This window comes from Neobacillus soli NBRC 102451, assembly GCF_001591665.1.
Lineage (GTDB): Bacteria > Bacillota > Bacilli > Bacillales > Cytobacillaceae > Neobacillus > Neobacillus soli.
Genome location: NZ_BCVI01000039.1, coordinates 141,894 through 162,993 on the forward strand (window position 1 = coordinate 141,894; position 21,100 = coordinate 162,993).

General features: G+C 40.1%; 20 protein-coding genes. 16 read left to right on the top strand and 4 right to left on the bottom strand.

Annotated features, from left to right (window positions below):
• The first annotated feature begins 106 nt into the window (after positions 1 to 106).
• The gene (locus tag BSO02S_RS14260) at positions 107 to 742 is read left to right on the top strand and encodes a phosphatase PAP2 family protein (RefSeq protein WP_066068371.1); all 636 of its coding nucleotides are present in this window, start codon (positions 107 to 109) and stop codon (positions 740 to 742) included.
• Between the two features lie 429 nt (positions 743 to 1,171).
• Here the strand turns inward: BSO02S_RS14260 and BSO02S_RS14265 are convergent, their stop codons facing one another.
• Both BSO02S_RS14265 and BSO02S_RS14270 read right to left on the bottom strand, forming a co-directional pair.
• Positions 1,172 to 2,569, bottom strand: coding sequence for a type 1 periplasmic-binding domain-containing protein (locus BSO02S_RS14265; protein WP_066068374.1), 1,398 nt, complete (start codon positions 2,567 to 2,569; stop codon positions 1,172 to 1,174).
• 167 nt (positions 2,570 to 2,736) lie between these two features.
• Positions 2,737 to 3,234: an antibiotic biosynthesis monooxygenase family protein gene (locus BSO02S_RS14270; protein ID WP_066068376.1), complete on the bottom strand. Its 498-nt coding sequence runs from the start codon at positions 3,232 to 3,234 to the stop codon at positions 2,737 to 2,739.
• A gap of 249 nt (positions 3,235 to 3,483) precedes the next feature.
• Between BSO02S_RS14270 and hemE the strand changes: the two genes are divergently transcribed.
• The 11 genes from hemE (at position 3,484) to BSO02S_RS14325 (ending at position 16,955) form a co-directional block, all read left to right on the top strand.
• Positions 3,484 to 4,530 carry a uroporphyrinogen decarboxylase gene (gene hemE / locus BSO02S_RS14275; RefSeq protein ID WP_066068379.1) on the top strand — a complete coding sequence of 349 codons (1,047 nt, stop codon included), beginning with the start codon at positions 3,484 to 3,486 and terminating at the stop codon, positions 4,528 to 4,530.
• Between the two features lie 27 nt (positions 4,531 to 4,557).
• Positions 4,558 to 5,490: a ferrochelatase gene (hemH, locus tag BSO02S_RS14280; RefSeq protein ID WP_066068382.1), complete on the top strand. Its 933-nt coding sequence runs from the start codon at positions 4,558 to 4,560 to the stop codon at positions 5,488 to 5,490.
• Positions 5,491 to 5,529: 39 nt separating this feature from the next.
• Positions 5,530 to 6,975: a protoporphyrinogen oxidase gene (gene hemY / locus BSO02S_RS14285; protein WP_066068385.1), complete on the top strand. Its 1,446-nt coding sequence runs from the start codon at positions 5,530 to 5,532 to the stop codon at positions 6,973 to 6,975.
• 197 nt (positions 6,976 to 7,172) lie between these two features.
• The gene (locus BSO02S_RS14290; protein WP_066068387.1) at positions 7,173 to 9,812 is read left to right on the top strand and encodes a YhgE/Pip domain-containing protein; all 2,640 of its coding nucleotides are present in this window, start codon (positions 7,173 to 7,175) and stop codon (positions 9,810 to 9,812) included.
• Between the two features lie 90 nt (positions 9,813 to 9,902).
• Complete coding sequence (locus tag BSO02S_RS14295) at positions 9,903 to 10,637, top strand: MBL fold metallo-hydrolase (protein WP_066068390.1); 735 nt, start codon at positions 9,903 to 9,905, stop codon at positions 10,635 to 10,637.
• A gap of 16 nt (positions 10,638 to 10,653) precedes the next feature.
• Complete coding sequence (lplA, locus tag BSO02S_RS14300; RefSeq protein ID WP_066068392.1) at positions 10,654 to 11,643, top strand: lipoate--protein ligase; 990 nt, start codon at positions 10,654 to 10,656, stop codon at positions 11,641 to 11,643.
• Between the two features lie 403 nt (positions 11,644 to 12,046).
• Complete coding sequence (locus tag BSO02S_RS14305) at positions 12,047 to 13,609, top strand: fatty acid--CoA ligase family protein (protein ID WP_066068395.1); 1,563 nt, start codon at positions 12,047 to 12,049, stop codon at positions 13,607 to 13,609.
• 69 nt (positions 13,610 to 13,678) lie between these two features.
• Complete coding sequence (locus BSO02S_RS14310) at positions 13,679 to 14,455, top strand: enoyl-CoA hydratase-related protein (RefSeq protein ID WP_066068398.1); 777 nt, start codon at positions 13,679 to 13,681, stop codon at positions 14,453 to 14,455.
• Between the two features lie 100 nt (positions 14,456 to 14,555).
• Complete coding sequence (locus tag BSO02S_RS14315) at positions 14,556 to 15,287, top strand: AzlC family ABC transporter permease (RefSeq protein ID WP_066068401.1); 732 nt, start codon at positions 14,556 to 14,558, stop codon at positions 15,285 to 15,287.
• A complete protein-coding gene (locus BSO02S_RS14320; protein WP_066068404.1) occupies positions 15,277 to 15,585 on the top strand; it encodes an AzlD domain-containing protein in 309 nt (102 codons plus the stop codon). Before BSO02S_RS14315 ends, BSO02S_RS14320 begins: the two co-directional genes overlap by 11 nt.
• Before the next feature lie 98 nt (positions 15,586 to 15,683).
• Complete coding sequence (locus BSO02S_RS14325) at positions 15,684 to 16,955, top strand: M48 family metallopeptidase (protein ID WP_066068407.1); 1,272 nt, start codon at positions 15,684 to 15,686, stop codon at positions 16,953 to 16,955.
• 277 nt (positions 16,956 to 17,232) lie between these two features.
• On the opposite strand, the gene BSO02S_RS14330 is transcribed toward BSO02S_RS14325, so the two are convergent.
• Positions 17,233 to 17,469, bottom strand: a complete 237-nt coding sequence (locus BSO02S_RS14330) for an IDEAL domain-containing protein (RefSeq protein ID WP_066068410.1) — start codon at positions 17,467 to 17,469, stop codon at positions 17,233 to 17,235.
• A gap of 193 nt (positions 17,470 to 17,662) precedes the next feature.
• Here BSO02S_RS14330 and BSO02S_RS14335 point away from each other — a divergent pair, with 193 nt between their 5' ends.
• On the top strand, positions 17,663 to 18,223 hold the full coding sequence (locus BSO02S_RS14335) for a competence protein ComK (RefSeq protein WP_235846925.1): 561 nt from the start codon (positions 17,663 to 17,665) through the stop codon (positions 18,221 to 18,223).
• Positions 18,224 to 18,242: 19 nt separating this feature from the next.
• Here BSO02S_RS14335 and BSO02S_RS14340 read toward each other — a convergent pair whose 3' ends face one another.
• A complete protein-coding gene (locus BSO02S_RS14340) occupies positions 18,243 to 18,608 on the bottom strand; it encodes a YhjD family protein (protein WP_066068413.1) in 366 nt (121 codons plus the stop codon).
• 267 nt (positions 18,609 to 18,875) lie between these two features.
• Between BSO02S_RS14340 and BSO02S_RS14345 the strand changes: the two genes are divergently transcribed.
• From BSO02S_RS14345 to lepB, 3 genes are read left to right on the top strand one after another with little or no spacing between them, the layout of a single operon-like run.
• The gene (locus tag BSO02S_RS14345; protein WP_066068416.1) at positions 18,876 to 19,817 is read left to right on the top strand and encodes an LCP family protein; all 942 of its coding nucleotides are present in this window, start codon (positions 18,876 to 18,878) and stop codon (positions 19,815 to 19,817) included.
• A 50-nt stretch (positions 19,818 to 19,867) separates the two neighbouring features.
• A complete protein-coding gene (locus BSO02S_RS14350; RefSeq protein WP_066068420.1) occupies positions 19,868 to 20,533 on the top strand; it encodes a TVP38/TMEM64 family protein in 666 nt (221 codons plus the stop codon).
• Complete coding sequence (lepB, locus tag BSO02S_RS14355; RefSeq protein WP_066068424.1) at positions 20,523 to 21,077, top strand: signal peptidase I; 555 nt, start codon at positions 20,523 to 20,525, stop codon at positions 21,075 to 21,077. Before BSO02S_RS14350 ends, lepB begins: the two co-directional genes overlap by 11 nt.
• The last annotated feature ends 23 nt before the right edge of the window (positions 21,078 to 21,100 follow it).

The window sequence follows — 21,100 nt, forward strand, 5'->3', positions numbered from 1 at the left end:
TTCAAACTATTTTAGCATTATTTAACTATTATGTAGATTTTTAAGTGTATTTTCATTATACTTTTAGTGGATTTACATTCGTTACAAGTGGGAAAGGATTAGAAGTATGGAATTTAAAAATAAATGGAATATTTCTTTGATATTTATGATTATCGCTGCATTACTCGCGTTTTATACTTCAGTTAAAGTGGCGGTGAGCAGTCCCTTTTGGATCGATGACAAAGTTGCGGGGCTGTTTTCACATGTGTCTGCATCAGTCATTCCCTTTTTTATACAATTAACGGAAATGGGTGATAAAAAAGGGATTGGGGTTGTTGTCTTACTTATGTTAGTTTGGCTATTACTTAGAAAGAGAAACTTTCTTGGAGCCGCTGTGCTAGCTTTATCAGTGGCATTAGGGAACGAAGCAAGTAAGCTTCTTAAAAATCTTTTTGGCCGCCTCAGACCAGACCTTGAGCATCTTGTCCATGTAAAAAGCTATAGCTTTCCAAGCGGGCATGCCATGGTTGGGATGATTGTCTATTTTCTGATCGCTTACTTACTTATGGAAGCAGTGAAATCAAAAACCACTAAAATTATCATTGCCACTATTGCAGCCATACTGCTTTTATTAATAGGTGCAAGCAGAATTATATTACATGTTCATTATCCTTCAGATGTACTTGGGGGTTATGCTTTAGGATATATTTGGGTATTTATATGGATTCTTTTATATAATTATTTTAAGAAGCGGATTCAATAGGAAGAGAGGTTGACAAAAGTCAGCCTCTTTTTAGTTCGCATTGCCCGCCTGGAGCTTTTTTTGGCCTCGATGGGAATTCGGGGCTTTTCACAGTGCCCGAGCAGAGCTTTTTTTGGCCTCGACGGGGACTCTGGGCTCTACACAGTGCCCGCCCGGAACTTTTTTTGGACTCGACGGGCACTCTGAGCTCTTCACAGTGCCCGCCCAGGTTCTTTTTTGATCTCGAAGGGCACTCTGAGCTCTACATAGTGCCCGCCCGGATCCTTTTTTGGCCTCGAAGGGCACTCTGAGCTCTTCACAGTGCCCGAGCGGAGCTTTTTTTGATCTCGAAGGGCACTCTGAGCTCTTCACAGTGCCCGCCCAGGTCCATTTTTGATCTCGACGGGCACACTGAGTTCTACACACAGTGCTGGCCGGTTTTATTTTGGTTTATATTAAAAATATCGCCGCTACCGTTGTCACAATAAGACCAATCATTACTGGGACAAGGTTACGTCTTGCTAGTTCAAAGGGGTCGACATTACAGATGGCAGCAGCTGGGATTAATGCCCATGGGACAAGTGTTCCACCGCCCACCCAAATGGCAGCAATTTGCCCAAGCGCTGTCAGTGTCGCGGCACCTTTGCCAATGGCGACGGCAAACAAACTGGCAACCGACCCGGCAAGGGAAATCCCGGAGAAGCCTGAACCATCGAGTCCTGTGATTGCTCCAACTGCTGTCAATGTAACCGCTCCCACAACCTTGCTTAATGGGACGATATTGGCAAGGGCGACCCCTAAATCATTAACAATACCTTGTGAAGTCTTCGGTAAATAATCTCCAATGATTTTTGTAAAGCCGCTATCACCTAAATAGAAGAATGCCGCGATTGGAATCACTGGACCAAAGACCTTAAACCCAAATTGGAAGCCTTCAATTAAATAGTGGGTCGTTTTTTCAAGTCCTTTATTTTTGTGGCTCGTTAAAGAGATTAACAGAAGAATAAGGATGGAGGTGCCGCCAATCAAGGCGGTGGCATCACCACCGGCCAAATCAAGGATTGACATGGCCGCAACGTCGGCAGCAAATAACAATGGTACCAATAGAGCGAAGAACCGTTTTTGGGCGAGTGATAACAATGCCGGTTGAACAGATTCTTCTGTTGGTGCGCCGGGTATAACAGTAGAAGTCGTTTTTAGAATACCTCGCTTCATATCCCGTTTTAAAAAGTAGAAGGCAGTAACCGTTGTCACCAGCCCCATAATAAATACCAAGGGAATGCTGGCATTAATGACATCTTGGATAGGAAGCCCGGCTGCATCTGCGGTTAGCTTTGGTGCAGCTTGAATGACAAAATCGCCCGATAATGCAATCCCGTGCCCGAACAAGTTCATAGCCATGGCGACCCCAAGGGCCGGCAGTCCTGCTCTAATCGCCACTGGAAGAAGAACAGCACCTAACAGAGCAACAGCTGGCGAGGGCCAAAAAAACCAAGAGATGACCATCATCAAAATTCCAATCGTCCAATAGGCAAGTGTCGGGTTGCGAATTAATTTTCGAAAAGGTGAAATCATGACATCGTTAATCCCAGTTACTGTCAAGGTATTGCTCATCGCGACAATGATTGAAATAACAAGAATAGTAGACAATAATTCTGTAATAGAATAACTGAAACTGTTGAAGATACTGCTTACAGAGTGACTTAAGCTGCCAGTAGCAGTGAGGGCAATTAAGAAAATTCCAGCAATACAAACAATGGTCGTGTCTCTTTTCATTACCATAAACCCGATGATCAAAACAATAAAGGTCACATAGATCCAATGAAGTGCTGTAAGCTCGACAATCATACAATTTCAACCTCCTTTCTTATATCCAAGGGCTATAGCCCTGCTGGATGTAATACAGGATATGAAAATTGTATCAAGTGGTGATGGCAAAAAAAAGAAAAAATAGCGGGTAGAAATCCAAAATAAAAAGGAACGGAGCAAGCACTCCATTCCAGTTGTACCAACGGTTATTCAGTGATCGTGTACTTGCTTACATAGGCTGCACTTGCAAATATTTTTGGCTGCAGGTCAATCCCAGCTGCTTTGTTTTTATGTGCCTCAAAAAATGATTCGGAGTTCTGCCACTTTTGATAATAAATTTCTTTTTCCCATACGGTTAGAATCACGTACGTATTTGATGATAAAGGACGAAGAACGCGTAAAGCAATAAAACCTTGCTCGTTTTCGAATTTACTATATCGATTCTTAAACTGATGTTCAAATAATGGGCGGCCTTCCTCTGTCACGGGTATGTTATTCATAACAGCATAGCCCTCTTTTTTCATTTCCCCGCTTGTTTCTAATACTTCATATCTGCGAGGTTCTTTAAATACAGTTGCCCCAATTGATTCATGGAGCAATAATGCCCCATTTTCATTCATCATTGTTATCATATTTTCTTTAGGATACTTAGTTTCAACCTTCTTTAAAAACTCGAACGTACCAGCGGTCATGTAGACATACATTTTTACGTTCCCCCTTACTTATTGATCTTTTGTTAGTTTATACTTATTGCTTTTCAGTATTCCATAGCCATTCTTACAATTTTTCAACCGTAAAAACGACTTTTTTTTGACAGTTTTCATCGTTTGCTATACATAAATAGGATTAATAGCTATAGTGAAGGAAGTCTAAATAGAATGAGAAAGTTTTAAATTCATGCTATATATATTAAAATGAATAACAGATATGTCTTTGAAAGGTGGACTTTTGTAATGACCAGACTGATGAATGATACATTTTTAAAAGCAGCAAGAGGAGAAAAAACAGACCATGTGCCTGTTTGGTATATGCGTCAAGCAGGGCGTTCTCAGCCGGAGTACAGAGAGATTAAAGAAAAATATTCCCTATTTGAAATTACTCACCAGCCTGAGTTATGTGCCTATGTCACCCGTTTACCTGTTGAGCAATATAACGTCGATGCGGCTATTTTATATAAAGATATCATGACCCCGCTTCCGGCGCTTGGCATGGAAGTAGAAATAAAGGGTGGAATTGGTCCAGTCATTGATAATCCAATCCGTTCTTTAGCAGATGTTGAAAAACTCGGTGAAATTAATCCAGAAGACGATGTTCCTTACGTATTAGATACGATCAAGTTATTGACTCAGGAGCAATTGTCCGTGCCACTTATTGGTTTTTCTGGCGCACCGTTTACACTTGCCAGTTACATGATTGAAGGCGGACCTTCCAAAAATTACAATAAGACAAAAGCGTTTATGTACACCGAGCCGAAGGCATGGTTTGCTTTGATGGAAAAATTGGCTGATATGATTATTACATACGTGAAATCACAAATAAAGGCTGGAGCAAAAGCTATCCAGATTTTTGATTCATGGGTTGGAGCGTTAAACGTCGAGGATTACCGCTATTTCATCAAGCCTGTTATGAATCGAATCTTTACTTCCTTAAAAGAAGAAAAAGTTCCGTTAATTATGTTCGGTGTCGGCGCAAGCCATCTAGCCTTAGAGTGGAATGACCTGCCGCTTGATGTCGTTGGTTTGGACTGGCGTTTGCCGATTCAGCAAGCAAGAGGAATGGGTGTTGATAAAACTATTCAAGGCAACCTTGACCCTGCCCTTCTATTAGCCCCTTGGGAAGTGATTGAGGAAAAGGCCAAGGCGATTTTAGATCAAGGGATGGCTCAAGATGGTTACATCTTTAATTTAGGTCATGGTGTATTCCCATCTGTTAAACCTGAAACGTTGAAAAGATTAGCTTCTTTCATCCATGAGTATTCATCATCAAAATTAAGTAAATAATAGTGACTTGACAACGAGGTGCGAACGATGACAAAAAAGAAAATGGGTCTGCTAGTAATGGCTTATGGTACCCCATACACACTAGATGATTTAGAAGGATATTACACACATATACGGCATGGAAGAAAGCCAACTCCGGAAATGATTGACGACCTTCGCAATCGTTACGAAGCAATCGGCGGGATTTCTCCATTAGCAAAGATCACGCTTGATCAAGCGAAAAAGCTCGAAGAAAATCTAAATAAAAATCAAGAAGAAATTGAATTTAAAATGTACCTGGGATTAAAACACATTACCCCGTTTATTGAAGATGCAGTTAAACAAATGCATGAAGACGGGATAAAAGAGGCCGTAAGTATCGTTCTGGCGCCGCATTTTTCAACCTTCAGCGTAAAATCCTATAATGGAAGAGCTGTAGAAGAAGCGGAAAAATTAGGTGATCTCAAAATAAAAACAATTGAAAGCTGGTATCAGGAGCCGAAGTTTATTGGCTATTGGGCGGAAAAGATTAAACAAATCTTTAAGCAAATGCCTCAAGAGGAAAAGGAAGACGCAATGCTTATCGTTTCTGCGCATAGCCTGCCTGAAAAGATCCTGCAATTTGGTGACCCTTATCCGGCCCAATTACAGGAAACGGCTGATTTAATTGCTATGCAAGCAGGAATAAAGAAATACCAAATTGGCTGGCAAAGTGCTGGGAATACCCCAGAGCCTTGGATTGGTCCAGATGTTCAGGATCTAACTAGAGATTTATTTAAAGAGCATCAATATAAAGCATTTGTTTTTGCACCGGTAGGGTTTGTCTGCGACCACCTAGAAGTGCTTTATGATAACGATTTTGAATGTAAAAATGTTACGGATGAAATAGGAGCAAGCTACTATCGCCCGGAAATGCCTAATGCTAAGGAAGAATTTATTGATGCACTTTCGACCGTCATCCTTAAAACAGTAGCAGAGTAGGAGTCGAAAGGAAAAATTAAATGGAAGCAGGTGACGTCCGTGACGGAAGAAAAGCAAAAAATTATCATTATCGGGGGTGGAATTGCAGGCCTCACATCAGCATTCTATCTACAAAAAGCGGTTCAGGAGCATAAACTGCCAATCGATATTAAATTGATCGAAGCATCACACCGTCTCGGCGGCAAGATGCAAACCGTTGTTAAGGATGGTTATACGATTGAGAGAGGGCCTGATTCATTTCTAGCAAGGAAAACGAGTATGATTAGGCTAGCGAAGGAAGTCGGGATGGATAGCCAGTTAGTTCCTAATTCTACGGGTAAATCATATGTCTTAGTAAATGAGAAGCTTCATTCAATGCCCGGTGGATCGATTATGGGAATCCCAACAGAAATAAGGCCGTTTATGACAACTAACCTCTTCTCCATTCCAGGTAAACTAAGAGCTGTGGCAGATTTTCTTTTACCTCGGTCGGAAAGTGGAAAAGACCAATCATTGGGGGAATTCTTCAGAAGGAGATTAGGCAACGAAGTTGTTGAAAATTTAATTGAACCATTATTATCGGGAATCTATGCCGGAGATATTGATCAACTAAGCCTAATGTCAACTTTCCCGCAATTTTACGAGGTAGAACAAAAATACCGAAGCCTAATTCTTGGCATGAAAAAAACGACCCCATCCCAACCGAAAAAGCCTGATGGCGAGGAAAAGCCAAAAGGAGGAGCTTTCTTAACCTTCAAAACGGGGCTTCAATCGTTTGCAGAAGCCATCGAGGCAAAATTGGATCCGAAGTCGATTTTAAAAGGGCATCGTGTTGATAAAATCTTAAAAGACGGAAAAAAATATGAATTATTTCTTAATAATGGGGAAACGCTGGTGGCTGATACTATCATTTCAGCAACTCCTCATAAGGTAACACAAGCGATGTTCTCGGAATACAGCTTTTTTGATCCATTTAAATCAGTTCCTTCCACATCTGTTGCAACTGTTGCCTTAGCATTTCCTGAAGAAGCGATTAAAACGGATATTGATGGAACTGGCTTTGTTGTTTCGAGAAACGGAGATTATTCCATCACTGCCTGCACCTGGACACATAAAAAGTGGGCCCATTCCACTCCTAAAGGTAAGGTTTTACTTCGTTGCTACGTAGGCAGAGCGGGTGATGAAACGATTGTCGATCTCTCTGATGACCGAATCATAAAGATTGTACTCGATGACTTGAAGAAAACCATGGATATTACCATGGAACCTGATTTTGCGATTGTTTCCCGCTGGAAAAATTCCATGCCGCAGTATACCGTGGGACATAAACAACGTCTAGAAACCATTCTTAAGCATGTGAAAGCAGAGTTACCTGGCGTATTTTTAGCAGGTGCCTCCTATGGCGGTGTTGGCGTTCCGGATTGTATTGACCAAGGCGAGGCCGCAGTCCAAGACGTGCTGGATTATTTAAAAGTAAAAGATACTTCCAAAGAAGCTGTTCGTTGATGACAGCTTCTTTTTTCTTGCCAAAAGTAAAAAATAATTGTATACTCTTAAAGTATTAACTGACCGAAATGTTCAAATGGTCATGGGTGAACATTTCTGATGAATAAGGATCAAAGGGTTATCAATTGATAGTCCTTATTTTTAAAAAATAAATGACCAAATGAACAAAGTAGTCAATGCGAAAAGGAGGCATCTTAGTGAAAAACATTTTATTAAAGGAAGAGCTTTTTGCTATTTTCAAAAATAAAAAAATCTTAATCCCGATTATTGCTGTTATGTTTGTACCAGTAATGTATGCTGGAATGTTTCTCTGGGCGTTTTGGGACCCATATGACAAGCTTACTGAACTGCCTGTCGCTGTTGTCAACGAAGATGCGGGGGCAACACTTGATGGGGATCATCTAAAGCTTGGGGATGACTTAGTTTCTAAGTTAAAGAAAAATAAGCAATTCGGTTTTGAATTTGTCGACAAGAAAGAGGGCTATGATAACCTAAAAGACCAAAAGTATTATATGGTTATCGAAATCCCTAAGGACTTTTCGGAGAATGCCACCACTTTAATGGATGAGAAGCCGAAAAAGTTGGAGCTGATTTATACGCCAAATGAAGGTTATAACTTCCTGTCAGCGCAAATTGGTGGAACAGCTGCCGAAAAGATTAAAACAGCTGTTGCTGAAAAAGTGACAGAAACCTACGCTGAAACGATATTTGAAAAAATTAATCAGCTTTCAGATGGCGTTGTAAAAGCAAGTGACGGTGCGGGTAAATTAAGTGATGGTTCTGAGGATTTAAATAAAGGATCCAAAGATTTAAATAAGGGCCTTGCAACACTTGCAGAGAAATCAATTGAATTTAAAGACGGAATGAATACGGCGGACGCAGGCTCAAATAAACTCGCCTCCGGTTCACAGGAGCTGTATAACGGCCTTGTTACGCTGGCAAAAAAATCAATTGAATTTGATAATGGTATGACCACAGCGGATTCCGGTGCAAATAAATTAGCTTCCGGTGCAAAGGATTTGGATAATGGTCTTGCAACGATGTCCAAAAAATCGGCTGAGTTCAACAATGGGATGAAAACAGCAGATTCTGGTGCTAAAAATGTGGAAAAAGGCAGTAAAAGCCTAAACGAGGGCCTTGGGCAGCTTCTCGGAGGTCATCACCAGCTAGAAACAGCTTCCATGCAACTTAAAGATGGCGGGGAACAATTACAAGCTGGTATTCAAGAAGCCAAAACTGGAATTCAAACGATGAACGGTGAACTGCCAAAACTTGTTGACGGAACTGAAAAGATTCAGACAGGAGCCCAAGATCTATCAACAAAATTAAGTGAATGGCAAGAGAAATCTAATGGCGCATCAGCTGGGGCTGACCAATTAAATCAGGGGATTGCAGCATTAAAGGATCAGCTAAGCCAAATGATGCCTTTATTAGATGCTTTGCCAGAGGACAAAAAAGTGGAGCTTGTGAAGTCATTAAATGATTTAGAAGCCGGCAGTGCTCAGTTGAAAGTGGGAACCAAAGGTTTATCAGATGCAGCTGGCCAGCTTTCGGCAGGCGCGGGTCAATTATCAACAAAACTTGCTGATTTAAATGATGGTCAAAAGGCCTTGCAAGCCGGAGTATCTAAACTGTCTGATGGCAGTCAATTACTTGAAGGCGGCGCTAATAAGCTTGTTAGCGGTCAGGATACATTTGTAAGTCAAATGAAGTTATTTGGCGAGAAATTTACAGAAGCAAAAGCTGGCGGGGATCAACTAGCTAGCGGCTCTTCAGTTCTCGCGAACGGAATGAAGCAGTTAACGGATGGTTCTAATGCCTTAAATGAGGGGACTGGACAGTTAGCTACAGGCTCAAGCACCCTGAAAACAGGTGCATATGATTTATTAACAGGTATGAATCAGCTTGCCGCTGGATCCGATGCATTATCAACAGGTGCAGGGAAATTAGCATCAGGTTCCAATGATCTCAAAAACGGGGCCTCCGATCTTTCAAACGGAATGAATCAATTAACTGCAGGCGCATCTGCCATTACTTCTGGCACGGGTCAGTTAGCTGATGGTTCGGTCCAATTAAAAGATGGTACGACAAAGCTTGCTGACGGTGCTAAGGAGTTAGCTGATAAGCTTTCAGATGGTGCTAATGAAGCTTCTAAGGTCCATGCAGATGATAAAACCTTTAATATGATCTCTAAACCAGTAAAACTTGATAGTGAAAATATAAATCATGTACCAAACTATGGAACAGGTTTTGCACCATACTTTCTGTCATTAGGCTTGTTTGTTGGTGCACTACTCTTATCGATTGTATTCCCACTGCGCGATACAGCGGTTGTCCCATCAAGCGGATTTAATTGGTTTGTAAGCAAATTTTCGATTATGGCGGGTGTTGGGATCTTCCAAGCCTTGCTTGCAGACATTATCCTTCTGGGAGGTTTAGGTCTTGATGTGCAAAGTGTACCGAAATTCATTTTACTCTCGATTATTACAAGTTTAGCTTTTATCGCTTTAATTCAGATGCTTGTTTCGGTATTTGCGGATGCGGGACGTTTTATCGCGATTATCGTATTAATTTTACAATTAACGACAAGTGCAGGGACATTCCCGCTTGAATTAATTCCAAATTTCCTTCAACACTTTAATGCATTCCTGCCGATGACGTATTCGGTTCAAGGCTTTAAGGCAGTGATTTCAAGCGGTGATTATAGCTTCATGTGGCAAAATATCATCATTTTATTAAGCTTCTTTGCAGCATTTGCTCTTGTAACGATCGCTTACTTTACAATGAGGCATAGACACGTAACCAAACATCAAAGTAATCATTTAGTAAGTGAATAAGATATTAAACCAGCCTTTATGATTTGGCTGGTTTTTTCCTGTTTTTTGAGTATAGTAAAGAGAGATTCTACCTGAGATGGAGGAGTATACATGAAACTAACAATAATAGGTTTTTGGGGCGGCTATCCGAAACAAAACGCCGCAAGCTCTGGCTATTTGCTTGAACATGAGGGTTTTCAATTATTAATTGATTGTGGAAGCGGGGTTCTCGCTAAGCTGCAAAATATTATTCAGCCGGAAGACCTTGATGCGGTTTTAATTTCCCACTATCATCCAGATTACATCGCCGATATTGGCGTCCTGCAGCATGCAAGATTAATCCAAGGCTTCTTGGGAAAGGAATTTCCGGCCTTGCCTCTTTATGGGCATCAATTTGATGAAAGTGAATTTGGCAAATTAACCTATAAGAAGATCACGAAAGGAATTGCCTATAATCTAAACGAGGTTCTCACGGTCGGACCCTTTCAAGTTTCGTTTCTAAAAACAGACCATCCCGTCCCATGCTATGCAATGAGAATTGAAGCAGGTGGTAAAGTACTCGTCTATACGGCTGACAGTTCCTTTAAGGACGAGTTTATCGAGTTCAGTCGCAATGCTGATGTGTTATTGTGCGAATGTAATTTCTATGGACATCAAAACGGTAAGTCAGCTGGACATATGAACAGTATCGATGCAGGAAAGTTCGCGCACAGAGCCGCTGTAAAGCAATTAATTCTCACACACCTTCCTCATTACGGAAATTTATCCGATTTAATTGCCGAGGCATCGCGTGAATTTACTGGTATAATTAAGCTGGCAGACGAATTTCAATCTATTTCATTATAAGAAGGAGAAGAGTAGTATGTTATTTATCGATAATAAAGGCATCACCGATCCGCGCATTAACCTGGCTATTGAAGAATATGCATTGAAAAACCTTGATATAAATGAAACGTATTTATTATTTTACATAAATGAACCGTCGATTATCATTGGCAAAAACCAAAATACGATTGAAGAAATTAATACCGAGTATGTTGAGAACAATGGTATTCACGTTGTCCGGAGATTGTCTGGAGGGGGAGCCGTTTATCATGATCTTGGCAATTTGAATTTTAGTTTTATTACAAAGGATGATGGGGAAAGCTTTCATAACTTCCGCAAATTCACCGAGCCAGTGGTAGCTGCACTGCAAAAATTAGGAGTAAACGCAGAGTTGAGCGGCAGGAATGATTTATTAGCAGAAGGAAGAAAAATTTCTGGAAATGCCCAATTTTCGACTAGAGGCAGAATGTTCAGCCATGGAACGCTTCTGTTCGATTCGGAAATGGACCACGTCGTATCGGCATTAAAGGTAAAGAAAGATAAGATTGAATCAAAAGGGATTAAATCGATTCGCAGCCGCGTTGCCAATATTTCTGAGTTTCTGACAGAAAAGATTAATATTGAAGAGTTCCGGTCCTTAATCTTAAAATACATTTTTGATGGAAAAGAAGAAATATCCGAATATGTGCTGACGGAAGAAGATTGGGAAAAAATTCATCAGCTATCAAAGGAACGCTATCAAAACTGGGAATGGAACTACGGCAAATCACCAAGGTTCAATCTGCAGCACTCTCACCGCTTCCCTGTCGGTTCGATTGATGTACGTCTCGAGGTGAATAAAGGAATCATTGAAAATTGTAAAATCTACGGTGACTTTTTTGGTGTTGGCGATGTAAGTGAAATCGAAAACAGGTTACAAGGGATTCGGTATGAAAAAGAGGAAATAGAGAAGGCACTTGTAGACGCCGATACCACCCATTATTTTGGTAATGTATCGAAGGAAGAGTTCATAAACTTAATCTATTAAGAAGAGACACAGCGTTTAACGACGCTGTGTTTTTTAGATGTACACCAGGAATTTATAAAATAATTTAGTGTGGATAACTTTGAATTAGTTATCTGAATCCAGCTTCAGCACCCAGCGGCTAGTGGACTTCGCTCTTTTCCCTACGATAAGTCAACATCGGATGCACTCCGCTCTCCGTGTTTCCTTTATCTCAGTCAAAGCGCTCCAGTCCATACGCCGCTAAACGGGCGCTTCCGCCTTTTGTTCATAAAGGGATATCTGATAGCTGTTCGCTTCTGCTTTCCTTATTTTTCTGAAATTTTCGAGTATTATACTTGAATACTTATATTTCTAGCAATATAATATATTTAGAAAATTTTTACGAATTTATGAATGAGTATTCATTCATATTAGGGGGAGAATTATGAATCTTTCATCACAGCTTCATGAAACAGCCAAGCGCTTTGCCACTAGATCTGCCTATCATTTTATGGGCCAAGCCAGCACCTATGCTGAACTGGATGTGGCAATTACGAAATTTGCATCAGGACTTGAAAAGTTAGGGATCAAACAAGGGGATCACATCGCGTTATTGTTGGGGAACTCACCACACTTTGTGATTAGTTTATACGGGGCATTACGGCTAGGGGTAACCGTGATTCCTGTTAACCCTATTTACACGGCAGATGAAATTGGTTACATATTAAATAACGGCGATGTTAAGGCAGTTGTAGCCCTGGACTTGGCTGTACCATTAGCGGAAAAAATGCATAGTTTCCTTCCAAAAATAGAGCACTACATTTTCTGTGAAACAAAGCCTAGCAGCCTAGTACAATCTGAAATTAAAAATCTTTTAGTTTATCCAAAAATGAAATCGTTTACAAGTGTGGTTTCATCTGGAGATTTAGCTTTTCAGGGTCCTGAGCTTCAGGAGGAGGATACAGCCATCATTCTTTATACATCTGGAACAACTGGAAAACCGAAGGGGGCGATGTTAACCCATAAGAATTTATTCAGTAATGCCAAAGATGTTGGTGAATATTTAAAAATGAATACAGAAGATAAGGTAGTCACAGTCCTGCCAATGTTCCATGTTTTCTGCTTGACAGTTGCCCTAAATGCCCCGTTATTATTTGGTGCAACATTATTAATTGCACCAAGATTTAGTCCGAAGGAAACGTTTGGGCTAATCAAAGATTATCAGGCGACTGTTTTTGCCGGTGTCCCGACCATGTATAATTTCCTCTATCAGAATCCAGAAGGAGATCCAGAGGATTTGAAATCATTACGCTTATGCATTTCAGGCGGGTCCGCGCTTCCGGTCGCATTATTAAAGAATTTCGAACAGAAATTTAATGTGTTGGTTTCTGAAGGGTATGGATTATCTGAGGCATCACCGGTTACTAGCTTTAACCCTCTAGACCGCCCGCGCAAGCCTGGTTCAATCGGGACATCGATCCTTCGTGTTGAAAATAAAATCGTGAACGAGTTAGGAGAAGAGGTTCCTGTTGGTGAGGCTGGTGAGCTTATTGTTCGCGGTCCGAATGTCATGAAGGGTTATTATAAAATGCCTGAAGAATCCGCTGCGGCCCTTCGTGATGGATGGCTTTACACCGGTGATATAGCAAAGATGGATGAAGATGGATATTTTTATATTGTTGATCGGAAGAAAGATTTAATCATCGTTGGCGGGTATAACGTCTATCCACGTGAAGTAGAAGAGGTTATTTACAATCATCCGGATGTGGTCGAAGTGGCCGTTCTCGGTGTTCCGGACCCTAACCAGGGCGAGGCAGTAAGTGCCTATGTAGTTAGCAAAAATCCACAGCTGAGCAAGGAACAAGTGCTTGACTATTGTAAAGAGCATCTTGCTAAATATAAAGTACCATCCGTGATTGAATTTTTAGAAGAATTGCCAAAGAATACAACTGGGAAAATCTTAAGACGTGCCCTAAAGAATCAGATCACCCAAATGGTCGGTAAGTAATTTATATTTTATTATGAAGGGCAGGTCATTTTAGCCTGCTTTTTGAAAGATAATTTGAGGGGGAGTAAGGTGGAGCAAATTTTACTAGAGGTAATAGAACATGTGGCGGTCGTTACCATTAATCGGGCTGATTCACTCAATGCCTTTAATTATGAGACATTGCTTGAATTACAGAACAAAGTGGAAGAAATGCGGATCAATCCAGAGGTTCGGGCTGTCATATTTATTGGTGCCGGTGAAAAAGCATTCAGCGTTGGTGCAGATTTGAAAGAAAGAAAAACGCTAACTAATCAACAAGTGATGCGAAACCTTTACAAAATTAATGAGGTTTTTTCAGCGATCGATTCGCTCCCGCAGCCGACAATCGCAGCAATCAATGGCTTTGCCTTTGGCGGCGGAATGGAGCTTGCCTTGGCCTGCGATTTTCGTTTTGCGGCAAGAGAAGCCGTAATGGGGCTTACGGAGACGAGTCTGGCGATTATACCGGGCGCAGGAGGGACGCAGCGTCTTCCAAGGCTTATTGGCCAGGCGAAGGCATTGGAGCTCATCTTGACCGCACGGCGCTTGTCTGCTGACGAGGCATTTTCTTATGGGCTGCTAACAAAGGTTGTTGAACGGAAGGATTTACTGGCTGGGAGTCTTGGGTTTTGCTCCCAATTACTTGCCAATGGTCCGATCGCATTGCAGCAAGCGAAGTTTGCGATAAAAAATGGAATGAATGCAGACTTAAACACAGGGCTTCAAATTGAACGAAAGGCATACGAAGTGACCCTCCCAACAGAAGACCGAATCGAAGCATTAAAAGCCTTCTCGGAAAAAAGAAAACCTATTTTTAAAGGTAAGTAAACATGGCAGCTCCTTGCCATGTTTTTTTGTTTCACTTTTACAGAAAATTTGCTAAAATCTATTCTTAAATGAGTTAATTTGAAACAAGGGGAGAATTAAGTTGGCGGATTTAGCAATAGGGAGAGAATCGTCCGAATTTAAAAGAGGTCTCCAGGCAGGGATAAGCATCGGGATTGGTTATTTTCCGATTGCCCTGACGTTTGGTCTCCTCGCCAAAACCTCAGGGCTGTCCATTTATGAAACGGTTTTGATGAGTCTGATTGTGTTTGCAGGTGCATCGCAATATATTTCATTAAGCCTAATCGCCTATGGAACTGGCATATTCGAAATTATTTTAACGACGTTCATTGTCAATATACGGCATTTTCTAATGAGCACATCATTAAATGAAAAATGTGAAGAGGACCATTTAATCAATAAGCTAGTTTATTCTTTTGGTATTACTGATGAAACATTTTCGGTTGTGGCAACAAAAGAAGGGAAAGCTACAACAGGCTTCATGTTTGGGGTTATCTCGGTGTCCTATTTTAGCTGGGTGGTTTGTTCCGGAGTTGGTCATCTTATCGGAGCCAGCCTTCCACAGACATTACAGGAAAGCATGGGAGTGGCTCTTTATGCGATGTTTATTGGACTCTTAGTCCCATCAATGAAAAGAAGTGCAAAAGTGATTTTTTTAGCGCTGCTGGGTGCGGTCTTTAACTCGATTTTTACCATTGGTCACGTCATGGCTCAAGGCTGGGCAATTGTTACAGCCACTCTATTGGCAAGCATGATCATTGAAATAGCTGAAGTGATTAAAACGAGGTATAGAGGTGTAAACCATGAAGACTGAAATTGTTTGGATGATTATCGGAATGGGTTTGGTTACCTATATTCCCCGGATGCTGCCATTTGTTCTATTTAAGGGGAAGGAACTTCCGCCATTTATTCAAGGGGTGTTAAAAAATGTCCCATATGCCACACTGGGTGCGTTAATCTTTCCAGCTATCCTCTTCATTCAAAAGGGTGATGTCTGGTATGGTGTGCTAGGTGCTGCCGCGGCATTTATTGCTGCCTTTTTAGGTGCCAATGTAATCGTTGTTGTACTTGGATCGATAACGGTCCTTGCCCTATACTCGTATCTTATGTAAGCCGGTTGTTGAACTGGCTTTTTTCATTGTCTAGTTCTAAAACATCGTTTTTTAACTAAACTAAGAATAGCGAGCCTGTACACAAAGGAGGAAATACTATGGTAAGAAAGATGGGCGTCTATGCGGTTTTGGGCTACGTCCTATATGGATTGTTTTTTTATTGGTATTTATTCTATTTTGCCGATACGAAACTGCCCTTCGAATATGAAGGATCAAAAGCAGACCCAAGCACCTTCTTCAATGGAAGGGAACTCATGTTGAGCGAAGAGTATTCAAAAATAAGAAATCTTTTGTTTTTCTTAGCCACTCCGTTAGAATGGCTTTTCTACTTCCTGATTTTATTATTTGGCTTTTCAAGGGCGTTCAAGCGCTGGGCGGAAAGTTCTTCTAAATATAAGCTGCTTCAAACAGCCATCTATCTAATCTGGTTATCTTTTTTCGCCTTTTTGGCAACCTTTCCGATAAGCTATATTAGTTATTCTTTAGCAAAAACGTATAATGTTTCGACGCAGACCTTCCCTTCCTGGATGAAGGATGAGTTGATTGACTTTTGGATTAATTATGGAACCTGGCTGATTATTGTTCCGGTTTTATACTGGCTCATGAAGAAAAGCAAAAAGCGTTGGTGGCTTTACGGGTGGCTGCTCTCCATTCCGTTTACCTTATTTATGATGTTTCTCCAGCCTGTGGTGATCGACCCGTTATACAATGATTTTTATCCCTTGAAAAACAAGGAACTCGAAACAAAAATTCTAACGCTTGCAGAAAAGGCGCAGATTCCCGCCAAGCATGTATTTGAAGTAAATATGGCAGATAAAACTAATTCTTTAAATGCTTATGTAACCGGGATTGGCTCCAATGCCCGGATTGTCCTTTGGGATACCACCTTAAATAAACTAACAGACAACCAAATTTTATTCATAATGGCCCATGAAATGTGCCATTATGTCGAAAAGCATATTTATTTCGGCATTGGCGGATACCTGCTTCTCTCATTGCTTGGGCTGTACTTCACTTATAGACTAATGAATTGGGCGACAAGGCGTTGGGGGAAAGAACTGAAAATTACAGATGTAAGGGATATTCGCTCGCTGCCGTTATTTTTTATGATACTTTCCATACTTTTGTTTGCTTCAAGTCCTTTAACAAATCTTGCATCCCGTTATCAGGAAACACGGGCGGACAGATATGCGATTAACATGACAAAAAATCCTGAAGCTGCAATCACATCTTTTCAAGAATTAACTCGTTCTGGTTTAAGTCAGGTGAAACCGCCGCTGTTAGTGAAAGTTTTCCGTTATTCTCATCCTTCCATGCTTGATCGTATCTCCATGCTGGAGGAATATGAAGTTGAGCATCGAAATAAATAAAAAATTCAAATAGGCTGAAAGCAATCTGCACGTTTTCAGCCTATTTGAATCCTTTTATAACAAAAAAACCGTCAAAATGTGACGGTTCATCTCATTTAAAAAGTATATAATTTTCGACTTTAAGTATTGTCTAGCTCCAGCGCCCTAGCGGCTAGTGTCCTTTGCTCTCCGCCCTACGATAAGTCAACATCGAATCACCTCCGTCTCTTCGTGTTTCCTTTATCTCAGTTGGAGCGGTCCAGGCCATACGCCGCTGACCAGGGCGCTTGCGCTTTTCTTACGTTCCAAATCGTTTGTTAACGTCTTTAAGCCGCCCGGATAAAAGGAGAAATTCTTTTTTGTCTCGACCATCAATGGCCAAGTCAATTTTCCGTAATAATTTTTCCTTTTCAACTGTTAGTTGGATTTCGGATAAGAGCATTTCGATGTATAGATCTTGGACGAAGTTCTCCTTCTTTTGATTGCGTTTCATGGCACCAAGCTTCATCAATTCCGTGTATGATTTTTCATTCATGAAAATCACCTCTGATGCTTTTTTTAATTATATGGATTTTTTAAAAGAATATCAATAATTTTTACAATTTTCCGATAAATATTTTCTTGACATAGATTTTGTGAATAAATTAGCAACAATTCCGAAAGTTGGAGAAATTTGATTACCAAAGGTGGTAAGATATGGTGGATAAAATAAAAAGGAGTTGATTGTATTGAAGAAAAATGTAATCCATGATTATGAGGTGAATTCCTGCACGATGTTTTTGAAACCAGTGGAATACGGAGGTAAAATTTATACACTTATTGTAGAAATCAAAGATGAATTTTTGTCTCCCCTTAAACCTTTGGATATCATTAAAAATAGCTGCAAGTATTATGGTGTCGATTACGATAGCCGAAAGAGGGGGACCCGGCAATTAATTGGCTATTCACGAAAAATCCCAATTGTCATTGAACCAACAACACATATCTATTTTTTTCCAACCAAATCACCGGGTGACCCAGAGTGTATTTGGATTTCTTTAGAGCATGTCGAGGATTATCTTCGATTGGCAGCGCAACAAACTAAGGTCTTTTTTCAAAATAAAAAATCATACGTTTTTCCAGTTTCCTTTAGTACAATCAATACACAAATGTTACGAACTTCCTTTTTAAAAACAAAACTTTTGCAGCGAATTGAAAATAATGAGAGAAAGTTATTTTATTTGCAGTACAGACCAAAATCCCTTAAGGCCTCGGAAAGTAGTGAGTTTTATTTAAACGATCCGAAATAAGAGCACTATTTTAACCTTTTTAACGGGATTGATGTTTTTTTAATAAGTAGGCCTCCATTAATTCTTGGACCTTATTTCGAATTCTTGGATTAAAGTAATTATGATTTTCTTCATAGCCCTTATAAATAAACATGTACATCGTAAAAGCATCGTCCCGTTTTGTTTCAATGACTTGAAGTTTATTCTTCTTCATATACTGCTTCACTTCAGCAAGTTCCTTTTGTATTTCCTTCATCGTATCTTCAATCAAATCCAAATAAGGCTTCTTTAATTTAAATGGACTATTTTCCACAACGGATAAATCTCGGTTTAAGACGATTAGAACCATGGGTAAATACATAGCTTTCTCCATTATGTCGCGATCATCCTCCGGAATTCTGCTCATCTTACCATCCGCACCTTCCTATATTTTCGAACAAATGTTCTTAATTTATTTTACAAAAAAACAGCGGCAAAAGCAATAGAACTTTTCTCTCACAAAAGCTTGTCCAAAATGGCAAGCTTTCTTTGTTGCAAATTAAAGCCAAAATATGAGAAAGTTTTTTATGATAGAAGGATATCCGTTAGGGGAAAATGAATTAAATGAGGATACCTAAAAAAAATGAAATATAAGGTAAAGATAAAAAAACATCAACGAATGGGGTATAAATATATGAGAGCTGATAAATATCAGGGTAAGAAAAAAAGACGATGGCCGGCTATTTTGCTTATCTTTTTGCTGCTAATCGGTGCAGGCGTTGGGTATGCTTATTTTCAATTTAAACAAGGTGTCAATCAATCGTTAAAAAAGTTAAATAAGGATAATAAAGAGGCAGATGTCGTCTATACCTTTAAGGGCCAGAAGGATCAGTATGGGGATACGAATGTCCTATTGCTTGGAAGTGATGCCCGTGGAAAGGAGAAATCCCGTGCAGACACCATCATGATTGCTCATTATAACGAAGACAAAGGAACATTCAAATTAACTTCGATAATGAGGGATAGTTACGTGGAAATCCCGGGGCATGGCAAGCATAAGATCAATTCCGCTTTTGCACGTGGAGGTCCAGAATTAATGAGAAAAACAATCAAACAAAATTTTGATATCGATCTCCAATATTTTGCAATTGCTGATTTTCAGGGATTTGTTCAGCTGATTGATGAGGCCTTCCCTAATGGTGTGGAAATTGATGTGGAAAAGAAAATGTCAAAAAATATTAATACGAAGTTAGAGCCGGGTCTTCAAAGACTAAATGGCAAACAAATGCTTGGTTATGTCCGCTTCCGCCATGATGCCATCGGCGATTTTGGACGGGTGGAACGCCAGCAAAAAGCTGTAAAGGCGATTGGAAATCAATTAAGCGGTTTGCAAACCATTACGAAGCTCCCTAAGCTAATAGGCGTCCTCACACCTTATGTGAATACAAACATGAATACTTCAGACATTTTATTTATGGGTAAGGATTTCTTTTCAGACAAAAGAGGGAATATCGCTGCATTACGAATTCCAGTCGAGAACAGTTTTACGGAGCCGCGAATACAGGGGGAAGGAGCCGTATTAGATATCGATGTTGAAAAAAATAAACAGGCACTCCATCAATTTATTACAAAGTAAACAATTCACTTGCTATAAGTGTGAGAAAAATAATTAAAGGGGAAAAAAGTATGGACTTTGAATCGCTAAAAGCTTGGTTTACACTTGAACATATAATGAGTCTCATACAGGAATATCGAGCCCTCGGCCCTTTACCTGGCATATTGCTGATTGTCCTTGAAGCATTTTTGCCGTTTCTCCCCTTGTTTATATTTGTAATGGCCAATGCAAGCGCCTTTGGACTCTGGTTAGGATTTTTATACTCATGGCTTGGAGCTTGCATCGGGGCATTGCTTGTTTTTTTACTAATAAGAAGGTATGGGCAGAAAAGGTTATTTTCTTTTTTGTCCAAGCATCCGAAAGTCCGCAAACTGATGGATTGGGTGGAACGTCATGGGTTTGGTCCACTCTTTTTACTGCTATGCTTCCCATTTACCCCCTCCGCGGTCGTAAACATTGTTGCTGGTCTTTCGAAAATAAGTACAGCCCAATATATGCTGGCTGTGTGTATCGGGAAAATGGTGATGATTTTTACCATTAGCTTTATTGGTTATGATATACAGTCATTGATTACAAAGCCTTTTCGAACGGTCATGGTTTTATTTGTTATTTTCATTCTTTGGTATGCTGGTAAAAGAATTGAAGTTAGATTGAATAAGGGTACAGAAACTGACCATAATGAAGAAATAGATAGAAACAAAGAGCAGGAGAAAAGGAGGAGTCTTAATGAAGATTGAATGGAAAAGGGAAGGTATGGAATGGGTTAAGGCGTTTGCAATAGGAATCATTATTTTTGCTTTTATACGTACATTCTTCTTTTCAAATTATATAGTAGAAGGCGAATCGATGATGCCGACACTCCAGGATGGGAATAAGCTGGTTGTCAATAAACTAGGTTATCAGGTTGGGGAATTAAATAGATTTGATGTCATTGTTTTTCATGCCAATTCCAAGGAGGATTTTGTCAAACGAATCATCGGGTTGCCGGGGGATAGAATTGAATATCGCGACGATCGCTTGTATGTTAACGGACACAAGTATGAGGAGTCATTTTTAAATGTCTATAAACAGTCATCACCTGGCATTAAGATAACTGGTGATTTTAGTTTGAAAGAAATTACCGGTGAAAATAAGGTCCCGGATGGAAAATTATTTGTCCTTGGTGATAATCGATTAGGGAGCTGGGACAGCCGTCAATTTGGTTTCATCTCGGCAAACCAGGTTGTCGGAAAAGTTGATTTACGCTACTGGCCATTAAATGAAATGGATATTCATTTTTAAATATATTTTCTAGGGGAAAGCAC

Coding starts and splice junctions, on each gene's coding strand:
- BSO02S_RS14295 (WP_066068390.1), top strand. CDS start 9,903: ATGAAACTAACAATAATAGGTTTTTGGGGCGGCTATCCGAAACAAAAC.
- lepB (WP_066068424.1), top strand. CDS start 20,523: ATGAAGATTGAATGGAAAAGGGAAGGTATGGAATGGGTTAAGGCGTTT.
- BSO02S_RS14320 (WP_066068404.1), top strand. CDS start 15,277: ATGAAGACTGAAATTGTTTGGATGATTATCGGAATGGGTTTGGTTACC.
- lplA (WP_066068392.1), top strand. CDS start 10,654: ATGTTATTTATCGATAATAAAGGCATCACCGATCCGCGCATTAACCTG.
- BSO02S_RS14350 (WP_066068420.1), top strand. CDS start 19,868: ATGGACTTTGAATCGCTAAAAGCTTGGTTTACACTTGAACATATAATG.
- BSO02S_RS14305 (WP_066068395.1), top strand. CDS start 12,047: ATGAATCTTTCATCACAGCTTCATGAAACAGCCAAGCGCTTTGCCACT.
- BSO02S_RS14330 (WP_066068410.1), bottom strand. CDS start 17,469: ATGAATGAAAAATCATACACGGAATTGATGAAGCTTGGTGCCATGAAA.
- BSO02S_RS14340 (WP_066068413.1), bottom strand. CDS start 18,608: ATGAGCAGAATTCCGGAGGATGATCGCGACATAATGGAGAAAGCTATG.
- BSO02S_RS14270 (WP_066068376.1), bottom strand. CDS start 3,234: ATGTATGTCTACATGACCGCTGGTACGTTCGAGTTTTTAAAGAAGGTT.
- hemE (WP_066068379.1), top strand. CDS start 3,484: ATGACCAGACTGATGAATGATACATTTTTAAAAGCAGCAAGAGGAGAA.
- BSO02S_RS14325 (WP_066068407.1), top strand. CDS start 15,684: ATGGTAAGAAAGATGGGCGTCTATGCGGTTTTGGGCTACGTCCTATAT.
- BSO02S_RS14265 (WP_066068374.1), bottom strand. CDS start 2,569: ATGATTGTCGAGCTTACAGCACTTCATTGGATCTATGTGACCTTTATT.
- BSO02S_RS14260 (WP_066068371.1), top strand. CDS start 107: ATGGAATTTAAAAATAAATGGAATATTTCTTTGATATTTATGATTATC.
- BSO02S_RS14345 (WP_066068416.1), top strand. CDS start 18,876: ATGAGAGCTGATAAATATCAGGGTAAGAAAAAAAGACGATGGCCGGCT.
- hemH (WP_066068382.1), top strand. CDS start 4,558: ATGACAAAAAAGAAAATGGGTCTGCTAGTAATGGCTTATGGTACCCCA.